This window comes from Nocardia sp. NPDC056541 (genome assembly GCF_042794235.1).
In the GTDB taxonomy this organism is placed as follows: domain Bacteria; phylum Actinomycetota; class Actinomycetes; order Mycobacteriales; family Mycobacteriaceae; genus Nocardia.
Map to the genome: position 1 here is coordinate 180254 of NZ_JBHTUD010000015.1, position 9515 is coordinate 189768.

8 protein-coding genes are annotated in these 9515 nt (G+C 68.5%); 3 read left to right on the forward strand and 5 right to left on the reverse strand.

What is annotated here, in order from left to right:
- Nucleotides 1-43: 43 nt before the first annotated feature.
- A complete protein-coding gene (locus tag ACFQ9R_RS25495) occupies nt 44-1228 on the forward strand; it encodes an ABC transporter permease (protein WP_378993699.1) in 1185 nt (394 codons plus the stop codon).
- A 79-nt stretch (nt 1229-1307) separates the two neighbouring features.
- Nucleotides 1308-2492 carry a lycopene cyclase family protein gene (locus ACFQ9R_RS25500; RefSeq protein WP_378993701.1) on the forward strand — a complete coding sequence of 395 codons (1185 nt, stop codon included), beginning with the start codon at nt 1308-1310 and terminating at the stop codon, nt 2490-2492.
- Nucleotides 2493-2549: 57 nt separating this feature from the next.
- Here the strand turns inward: ACFQ9R_RS25500 and ACFQ9R_RS25505 are convergent, their stop codons facing one another.
- The 3 genes from ACFQ9R_RS25505 to ACFQ9R_RS25515 are packed head-to-tail and all read right to left on the reverse strand — an operon-like array spanning nt 2550 to nt 5202.
- On the reverse strand, nt 2550-3395 hold the full coding sequence (locus tag ACFQ9R_RS25505; protein WP_378993703.1) for an ABC transporter permease: 846 nt from the start codon (nt 3393-3395) through the stop codon (nt 2550-2552).
- Entirely contained in the window at nt 3392-4195 is an 804-nt protein-coding gene (locus ACFQ9R_RS25510) for an ABC transporter permease (RefSeq protein ID WP_378993705.1), read from the reverse strand. Before ACFQ9R_RS25510 ends, ACFQ9R_RS25505 begins: the two co-directional genes overlap by 4 nt.
- 5 nt (nt 4196-4200) lie before the next feature.
- Nucleotides 4201-5202 carry an ATP-binding cassette domain-containing protein gene (locus tag ACFQ9R_RS25515; RefSeq protein ID WP_378993707.1) on the reverse strand — a complete coding sequence of 334 codons (1002 nt, stop codon included), beginning with the start codon at nt 5200-5202 and terminating at the stop codon, nt 4201-4203.
- Nucleotides 5203-5513: 311 nt separating this feature from the next.
- Here ACFQ9R_RS25515 and ACFQ9R_RS25520 point away from each other — a divergent pair, with 311 nt between their 5' ends.
- Nucleotides 5514-7025, forward strand: a complete 1512-nt coding sequence (locus ACFQ9R_RS25520; protein ID WP_378993723.1) for an aldehyde dehydrogenase family protein — start codon at nt 5514-5516, stop codon at nt 7023-7025.
- Between the two features lie 4 nt (nt 7026-7029).
- Here the strand turns inward: ACFQ9R_RS25520 and ACFQ9R_RS25525 are convergent, their stop codons facing one another.
- Nucleotides 7030-8268: a TetR/AcrR family transcriptional regulator gene (locus tag ACFQ9R_RS25525; RefSeq protein WP_378993709.1), complete on the reverse strand. Its 1239-nt coding sequence runs from the start codon at nt 8266-8268 to the stop codon at nt 7030-7032.
- 146 nt (nt 8269-8414) lie between these two features.
- A complete protein-coding gene (locus tag ACFQ9R_RS25530) occupies nt 8415-9437 on the reverse strand; it encodes an alpha/beta hydrolase (protein WP_378993725.1) in 1023 nt (340 codons plus the stop codon).
- Between the last annotated feature and the right edge of the window lie 78 nt (nt 9438-9515).

The window sequence follows — 9515 nt, forward strand, 5'->3', positions numbered from 1 at the left end:
GCCTGGCGGCGGTAGCTCAGGTGACCACGGAGGGCGCCCGATCATGCCGAGCGGACGCGTGAACGGCGTGTGGCGGATCGTCGCCGCGCGGGAGATCGCGGTGAAACTGCGTGACCGCAACTTCGTCATCTCGACGGTGGTGACGCTCGTGGTAATCGTCGCGTCGCTGATTCTCACCGGGTTCCTCAGCAGCAGACCCGACAAGATCGATGTGGCGATCGCCGGTTCGGACACCTCTGTCGTGCTCGAAACGGCGAACGCCCTGGCCTCCGGCGCGGGTACCGACACCAGCTTCACCGCACGGCCCGTCGCCGACCGGGCCGCGGTCGAGCAGCTGGTGCGCGAGGACGCGGTCGACGTGGGCCTGGTCCCCGCCGAACCCAGCGGGTGGCAGCTGATCGGCAAGACCGCCGAGGACGACGCCGCGACCACCTACATCACCGCCGCCGCCCAGCAGCTCGCGTTGCAGCGCAATGCCGCCGCCGCGGGCGTTTCGCTCGACGAATTGGGGCGCGGTGCCACCGTGACCTACGGCTTGCTCGAGCAGGGCGCGATCGATCCCGGGCTCGCCAAGAGCATCTCGTTCGTCTTCGCGTTCCTCTTCTACATGGCGTCGGTGTTGTTCGGCATGTCCATCGCGCAGAGCGTGGTCGAGGAGAAGCAGAACCGGATCGTGGAGATCCTGGCGAGTGCGATTCCGTTGCGGCAGTTGCTGATCGGCAAGGTCGTGGGCAACGCGGCGCTGGCCTTCGCGCAGTTGGCCGTGTTCGTCGGTGCCGGGCTGATCGGGTTGGCCGTCACCGGCAAGGGTGCTCAGCTGGGCCAGATCGCCGGGGCCGCGGGCTGGTTCATCGTCTTCTTCCTCGTCGGCTTCCTCGCCTTGGCGAGCCTGTGGGCTGTCGCGGGCGCGCTCGCCACTCGCAGCGAAGACCTCCAGTCCACCTCGACTCCGCTCGGGTTGCTCATCATGATCGTGCTGTTCGCGGGCATCTTCCTCACCGGCACCGCCCGTGTCATCGGCTCCTATGTCCCGATCATGTCCATCGTCGCCATGCCCGCCCGCCTGGCCGACGGCACCGCCGCCTGGTGGGAACCCTTCATCGCCCTCGCCCTGATGGCGATCGCCACCTACGGAATCGTCGTCATCGCCGAGAAGATCTACCGCCGCTCGCTGATGCAGACCCAAGCTCGCCTGACCATGCGCCAGGCCCTGGCCTTGGAGGACTAGGAATCGCGGCGTCGAGGCGGTGTGACGACCGGGTCACTGATGCTTGCGTGGCGATGGGTGGGGCCGATTGAATGCGGACGTGAGTGTTGTGCGGGAATTCGATATCTGTGTGGTCGGGCTGGGGCCGGCCGGGCGGGGGTTGGCGCATCGGGCCGCGGTGGCCGGGTTGCGGGTGGCCGCGGTGGATCCGCGGCCGGAGCGGCTGTTTCCGCCGACCTTCTCCTGCTGGATCGACGAACTGCCGCAGTGGCTGCCCGCGAGTGCGATCGCGCAGCGCATCGCGGCGCCGACAGTGTGGACCACAGGCAAGCATCGGATCGAGCGGCCGTATTGCGTGCTCTCCAAGGCTGGGCTGCACGCCGCGTTGGCCCTGGACGACGCGACCGTCTTCGCGGATCGGGCGCGGCGGGTGGACGCGCACGAGGTGGAACTCGCGGACGGCACGGTGATCTCGGCGGGGGCGGTGTTCGATACGCGGGGGCTGCCGACGTTGGGCCGGCGCAGGGCCGCCTCGGCGCACGGGATCTTCGTGGACGCGCAGACCGCGGCACCGATGGTCGCCGAAGGTGAAGGGCTGCTGCTGGACTGGCGGCCGGAGAACGGGGCGGGCCCGGACGAGCCGCCGTCGTTCCTCTACGCGGTACCGCTCGGGGACGGGTCGGTGATCTTCGAGGAGACGAGCCTCGGGCTACGCGGCGGGATGCCGCAGCACGAGTTACGCAAGCGCACGCTGAACAGACTCGCGGCACACGGTATCCAGCTCACCGGCGACGAACCGCACGAAGCCGCCCACTATCCCCTGGATCAGCGGCCCCCGAAGAAGGGCACGGCGATCGCGGTGCCGTTCGGCTCGCGCGGCGGGATGATGCACCCGTGCACCGGCTACAGCGTGGCCGACTCCCTCGCGCTGGCCGACACCGCCGTCGCCGCGGTGCAGCGAGGCGAGGACCCGATCGGAGCCCTCTGGCCGTGGCAGGCCAGGGCCGTCTACTGGATGCGCATGCGTGGTCTGTGGGGTCTCGGCCGGCTCACCACCGATCAGTCGATCGCCATGTTCGACGCCTTCTTCACCGAATCCGAACGAGGTCAGCGGGCCCTGCTCTCGGCCCACGACGACTACACCGCCCTCGGCGCCGTGCTGTTCAACACCGTGGCCCACACCTGGCCGTTCCGCTGGCGCTACGACCTCGTCGGCTGGACCAACCGCGACCGCTGGCTCGACTACCCCTTCGCTCCCGCCGGCGCGGACTACCCCAGCCGATAACGCACTGATCGCCGCCACGACGTTCGCGGCGGCGATCAGGAGCGAGGCGGTCCGGGCTCAGGACGACTCGGCGGCCTTCTTGTAGCCGACGATCGCCGGGTAGGCGAAGACCGCGACCATGCCGACCGTCCAGGCGACGGTCTTCAGCAGCGGTTCAGCGACCGGCCCACCGTAGGACAGACCCTTCATCGCATCGATGGCACAGCTCATCGGCTGATTGGCGACCACATCCTGCAACCAGGTCGGGTAGGCGAAGACGGGAACGAAGCCGGTGTTGAAGAACATCAGCAGCGTGTTGAGGATGCCGATGAGGCTGATCAGCATCACGCCCTCGGTGATCGTGGCCAGCGCGGTCACCATCACCGCGAACCCGATGCCGAACAGCACCGGAACCAGGACCAGCGCGATATTGGCGAACGGGTCCTCCATGAACAGGAACCCGAGCGGCACCGCGACGAGCAGCACGATCAGCGTGGTGAGCAGGATGCGCAGCATCTCGGCCAGCAGTCGGCCGGTCAGCAGCGAGGCCTTGTTGAGCGGCATCGTGTAGAACCGGCTGAGCAGCCCCGAAGCCTTCTCGCGCTTGAACCCGAGGGCACTCACCACCGCGCCGGTCATGGCCGCGACCAGGGTGAGCAGCGCGGCCTGGCCGTAGATGCTGGGGGCACCGGTGGCCGCGGTGATCGAGTCGCCGAGCACGATCCGGAACATCAGCAGGGTCACCGCCGGGTAGGCGATGGTCTGGATGGTCGTCGACGGGTCGCGCAACCACACCATCAGCAGACGCTTGGTCTGGATCAGGCTGTGGGTGAACCACACCGACACCGAACCTTCCGGCTTGGTGTGCACCACCGGAAGGTCGGCCGCGGCCTCCTCGACCGAGGTCTTCTCGATTGTTGTCATGATCGCCTCACACTCGCCCACACAGCCAGTGGGAGGAAGAAAACTGCCAGTCCGCCGAGCCATACCAGCGACACCCACGTGCCCGCCCAGCTCAGATGACCCGCGGCCATGTCGCTGAGGGTCTGGGCGAACTGCGAGATCGGCTGGTTGCGCGCGAACGGCCGCACCCACGACGGGAAGCTGGCCTCGGGCACGAACCCGGTCGACATCATGCCGAAGATCAGAATCGGCAGCGTGAGGGCCTGACTGAGCGCCTCCGGGTTCTTGGTGAGGCTGCCGAGCGCGTCGGCGCCGAGCGTGAGCACCACGCCGACGGTCAGCGCGAATCCGCAGAACGCGAGCGCCTGCAACCAGCCGCCGGTGAACCGGAACCCGATCACGTAGCCGTACCCGACCGTCGCGATCAGGGAGACGACCGACCGCACCAGACCCGCGCAGATGCGCGACATCAGCGGCACCAGCGAACCGATCGGCATGGTCTGTAACCGAGTGCTCAACCCGGTGAGCGCTTCGAACGCCGCGAGCTGCGCGTTCGACATCATCGTCATGGCCATCGTCTGCAGCACGACGATCGGCATCACGTACTGCGCGTAGTCGATGCCCTGGACCTTCATCACGTACCGCAACGGCAGATAGAAGGCCACGGTCACCACGAGCGGAGTGAGCACCGCGACGATCAGCTCGCCCTTGGTGGCCATGGTGTGCACGATGCGCCCGGTCAGCGCGCGCCACTGCGCGAAACTGCTCGGGCGCACAGCGGGAAGCTCGGCGAACAAGCTGTTCGCCGCGGGGGTGGACACGCTCACTAGTGGCCGCCCGAATGGCCGGTGATCGACAGGAACACGTCGTCGAGCGAGGGCCTGCGCAGCGCGATGTCGGCCAGGTCGATGCCCGCGGCGTCGAGCCTGCGCAGGGCCTCGGCGAGGGTGGCGGCGCCGTCGGGGGCCGGGATGGACACCTTGTCGGCACCGTCGGTCTCGGCGGCGACGGCGGCCGGGACCAGGTCGCCGAGGGCCTTGACGGTCTGCGGGACGCGGCTCGGGTCGAGCGGCACGATCTCGCAGAAGCTGCCGCCGGTCTTGGCTTTGAGCTCGTCGGCGGTGCCCTCGGCGATGACGGTGCCCTTGTCGATGACGATGATGTTGTCGCTGAGCACGTCGGCCTCTTCGAGGTACTGCGTGGTCAGCAGCACCGTGATGCCCTGGTTCTTGAGCGCGGTCACCAGATCCCACACGCCCTGGCGGCTGCGCGGGTCGAGGCCGGTGGTCGGCTCGTCGAGGAACACCACCTCGGGCCGCACCACCAGCCCGCAGGCGATGTCGACGCGACGGCGCATGCCGCCGGAGTAGTTGCGCACGGCCCGCTTACCCGCGCTCACCAAGTCGAATTCCTCGAGCAGCACTTCGGCGCGCTTGCGAGCGGCCGACTTGGTCAGGCCCATCAGGCGACCGAACAGCTCGAGGTTCTCCCGGCCGGTCAGATTCTCGTCGAGCGCGGCGTACTGGCCGGTCATCATGATCGAGCGGCGCACGCCCGCGGCATCGGTGAGCACGTCGTGCCCCGCGACGACGGCGGTGCCGGAGTCGGGACGGAGCAGGGTCGACAGGACCTTGACCATGGTGGTCTTGCCCGCGCCGTTGGGGCCGAGAATACCCAGCACACTGGCCTTGTCGGCCTGGAAACTGATGCCCTGCAAAGCGTGCACATCGCCGAACGACTTGCGCACGTCGGACACCAGCACCGCGGGTTCACTGTCGCTCGACGCGACGCCACCTGCGGGCGAATCCACTGAGATCGAACTCGGCATCAACTCTCCACCATCGGCCGGTGCGCACGGCCCTGGAAGAGACGAGCGCACGCGGAATAAATTCTTCCCGGTAAGTGATCCATACCGTTCGGCGCGATGTTACCGGTCCGGCGGTTTTCCGGGCCCGGTCTGCGTTGATGCGCCCGGTTTGCCGGGCGCTGCCTGCGACGCGCTGTGGTGTTGCTCACCTGGGCAGTGCAAGGGCAGTGCGCGAACCTTGTCGGCCGGGCCGCGCGCCCATACGCTGACAGCGGGGAAACACTCGTCTCACCGGCCCGCGCGCGGGCGTGTTCGATCTTGGGGAGGTGACCATGGTCGAGTCGGCTCCTACCGCCGCCGCGCCCGCCGGTCGATCCGATGTGCTCACGGCTTTCGATCCGCGCACCGGTGAACAGCTCGCGCAGTATCCCGTGCAGGGCACGGCCGAGGTCACCCGCGCTGTGCGCACCGCGCGCGCCACCCAGAACTGGTGGGGGGAACTCGCGTTCAGCGAGCGTAAGCACCTGCTCCTCGACTGGCGTCGCGAGATCGCCAGGAACGCAGGCGAGTTGGTGGAGCTGCTGCGCAGCGAGACCGGCAAACCGGAGGCCGACGCCACTCTCGAAGTGATGCTGGCGGTGGAGAATCTGGACTGGGCCGCCCGCAACGCCGAGCGCACGCTGGGCCGAAAGCGCCTGTCCACCGGCTGGTTCACCCGCAATCAGCACGCCTCCGTCGGCTACCTCCCGCTGGGCGTGATCGGCGTACTCGGCGCGTGGAACAACCCGGTCTTCACGCCGATGGGTTCGATCGCCTATGCCATGGCCGCGGGCAACACCGTGGTGTTCAATCCGCACGAACTCAGTACCGGTGTCGGCACCTGGCTGGCCGACAGCTGGGCCGCGGTATCGCCCGAACAACCCGTGCTGCAAGCGGTTACCGGAAATTCGCGGACCGCTACCGCCCTGTGCAAGGCCGAGGTGGACAAGATCGCCTACGCCGGGCCCGAAGCGCGCGGACGCGAGGTGATCGCGCTGTGCGCCCAGACGCTGACGCCGGTGGTGGTGGAGAACAGCGGCAAGGGCAGCATGATCGTGCACGTCGACGCGGTGCTCGACGCGGCCGCGGAGGCGGCGGTGTTCGGGGCGATGGCCAATGCCGGACAGAACTCCTCGGGCATCCAGCGCTGTTATGTCGCCGATTCGGTGTTCGACGACTTCCTGGCCAGGGTGGCCGAGCGGGCGGCGAAACTGCGTCCCGGTGCCGACAACCGCGCCTCCTACGGGCCGATGATCAATGCCACCCAGGTCGACGTGGTGCGCAGACAGGTCCGTGATGCGCTCGCCCACGGCGGGCACGCGGTGCTCGGCGGGCTCGATTCGTTCCGCGACCCGTACGTGGAGCCGATCGTGCTGGCCGAGGTGCCGGAGGAGAGCATCGCGATCACCGGCGAAGGGCTCGGCCCGGTGCTCGTGGTGAACCGGGTCGCCGACCTGGCCGATGCGGTCACCCGGGTGAACGCGGCGGGCAACGGCATCGCCGTCACCATCTTCACCCTCGACATCCCCAGTGCGGAGCTCATCGCCGAACAGCTGAAAGTGGGTGTGGTGACGGTGAATTCGTCGACCGCGTTCACCGGCATCCCGGCCCTGCCGTTCGGCGGTGTCGGCGAATACGGCCAGGGACACAGCCACGGTCAGCACGGGCTGTACGAATACAGCCGCACGATGTCGATCGCGCGCAGGCGCTACCGGGCCCCGATCCGGCTGTCGACCTTCGACCGCCGACCAGGGCACTTGCAGACGGCGAAGGCCCTGTTCCGTTTACGCCACGGCCGCGGCTGAGCGGCTAGTTCCCGTCCGCCGAGCCGCTGCCGAGCAGCACCGCGCCGGTCAGCGCGGCGAGGCGGGCGAGCTGTTCGGGGCGCGAGTCGAAGCGCAACAGCCGGCCGACATCGATGATCTGGCCGACCGCGGCGTGCACCCGGAAGCGGGCTTCGATCGGGTCGCCGTCGAGCAGGTTGGCCCATTCCAGGATGTTCTGCCGCTGGATGGCGCGCAGGCGGTGCTGTTCGGCCTGCGGGAGGTTGCTGAACTCCGCGTAGTAGACGGGCGCGATCTCGGGCGTCGCGAAGGTGAGGCGCGCGTGCTGGTCGGCGATGCGGCGGGCGGCGTCGGCCCGGTTCTCGCTCTCGGCCAGCGCCTCGCCGATCGCGACCGCGAGCCGGTCGGCGGTGCGATGAAAGGCGGCCGCGAGCAGGTCGGCCTTGCTGTCGAAGTGGCGGTACACGCTGGAGGCGTTGATGCCGACGGCGGCGCCGATCTCCTCGATGCCGGATTCGTGATACCCGTTGCGGCCGAAGATCCGGATCGCCTCGGTGAGCAGCTGTTCACGTTTCGAAGTGACCGGAAGGCCACGGGGCTGCTTGTCGGGCTCGGCCGCGGCGGGGGTCGGCGGCAGCTCGGCGCGCACGATCGCCCAGGCCATCTCGCGCTGCACCGCGAGCATGCGGCCGTGCGAGAGGGTGGTGCGGTGGGCGGCGATGCTGGCCAGCGAACTCAGCGCGCCGACGGCGAGCAGGATGCGGTCGTCGGCGCTCGCCTCCGGCCGGACGTCGGCGATCCGCGCGGCGACGTTCGCCTCGAGTTCGCGATAGAACGCGCGAATGCGCACCCGGTCGTCGGGCTCGAGGTAGCGGCGTTCCCAGCGGTAGAGCCCGGCCTCGCGCCGGATGTCGATATTGCGTTCGGCGACGGCGGTGAGCACCGCGTCGAGCCTGGCTTCCGGGCTCAGCGACGGGTCGTCGGCCGCCGCGGCGACATCGCGCAAACCCCGAGCGCCCTCCTCGGCGGCGGCGACGAGCAGCGCGTACTTGTTGGCGAAGTGGCGGTACAGCGCGGGTCCGGAGATGCCGACCTCGGCGGCGATCTCGTCCACGCCGACCGGGTAGTAGCCGCGCGCGCTGAACGCACGGGCGGCGGCCCGCATGATCTGCATCTTGCGGTCCTTCGGCCTGCGGCGCACGACACGGGCAGGTGCGGCCGTCGGCTCGCGGGCCTGTTCGGCCTCACTGCGATCGGCGACCATGCACTCACTTTCCGTTGCGCGAACCGGGTTGGTCCAAGTCAACCTAAGTTAACCACAATTCGCAAACGTCGAGGGCAGGTCGAGGAAATGGGACCGCCCCGGCAGCGACGTGCTCGCTATCGGGGCGGTTCGGGATAAACCAGCGCTTACAGGCCGAGCCCGCGGGCCAGGGTCGGCCACGACAGCTTCAGCTCGTCCTTCCAGTAGCCCCACGAGTGGGTGCCGCTGGGGCGGAAGTTGAAGGTCGCCGGGATACCCAGCTCGTTGAGCCGGTTGGCCAGGTTGTGCGTGCAGTAGTTGGTACCCGCCTCGATGACGCCACCGATGACGATCTGGTTGGCCAGGCCGTAGGCGCCGGGCAGCGCGTACGGACCGTCGAGGGTGTCGTACGGGCCGGGCAGGCCGTTGCCGGTGGAGATGTAGAGATCGAGGCCGCGCAAACCTTCGGCATTCACGTACGGGTCGTTCGCGACCCAATCCTGCGAGCCCTGCGGACCCCACATGTTCATGGTGTCGCCGCCACCCCAGGTCTCGACCGTGACCTTCACGAACTCCGAACCGACCGGGTCGGAGGTCTGCGCGCAACCGCTGTACGCCGCGGCCGCCTTGTACAGGCCGGGCTTGGCGATCGGCAGCGCGAGCACGGTGGTGCCGGAGGTGGACAGACCCGCGATGGCGTTCACACCGTTGGTACCGAGCGCGCCGTCGACCAGCGGGGGCAGTTCCTCGGTGAAGAAGGTCTTCCACTTGTTGCGGCCGAGGACCGGGTCGTCGTGGATCCAGTCGGTGTAGTAGCTCCAGGCGCCACCGATCGGCTGGATGACGTTGACGTTCTTGTCGCCGAGGAATTCGAGCGCGTCGGTCTTGGCCACCCACGACGCCGAATCCTCGCCGCCGCCCGCACCGTTGAGCAGGTACAGGGTGGGGCGCGGGACCGAGGCGTCGGCGGGGCGCTGCACGTCGACGATGATGTTCTGGTCCATGGCCGCGGAGTACACGTGCAGTCGCAGACTGCGCGAGTCCTTCACTTCGGCCTTGACGATCTTGGAGCCGTCCTCGGAGACCGGGTTGGCGAGCAGGCTCTTGGAATCGATGATCGGGTCAGCTGACGCCGGGCTCGTACCGATGCCGGACATCAGTCCCGCCGCCACTGCCGTTGCCGCGATCATCGCCGCGGCCCGGGAGCCACGACGCCGGGTGTGCCGACGCATCAATTTCGCACCTTCGCTTCGTCTCGAATTCCGATT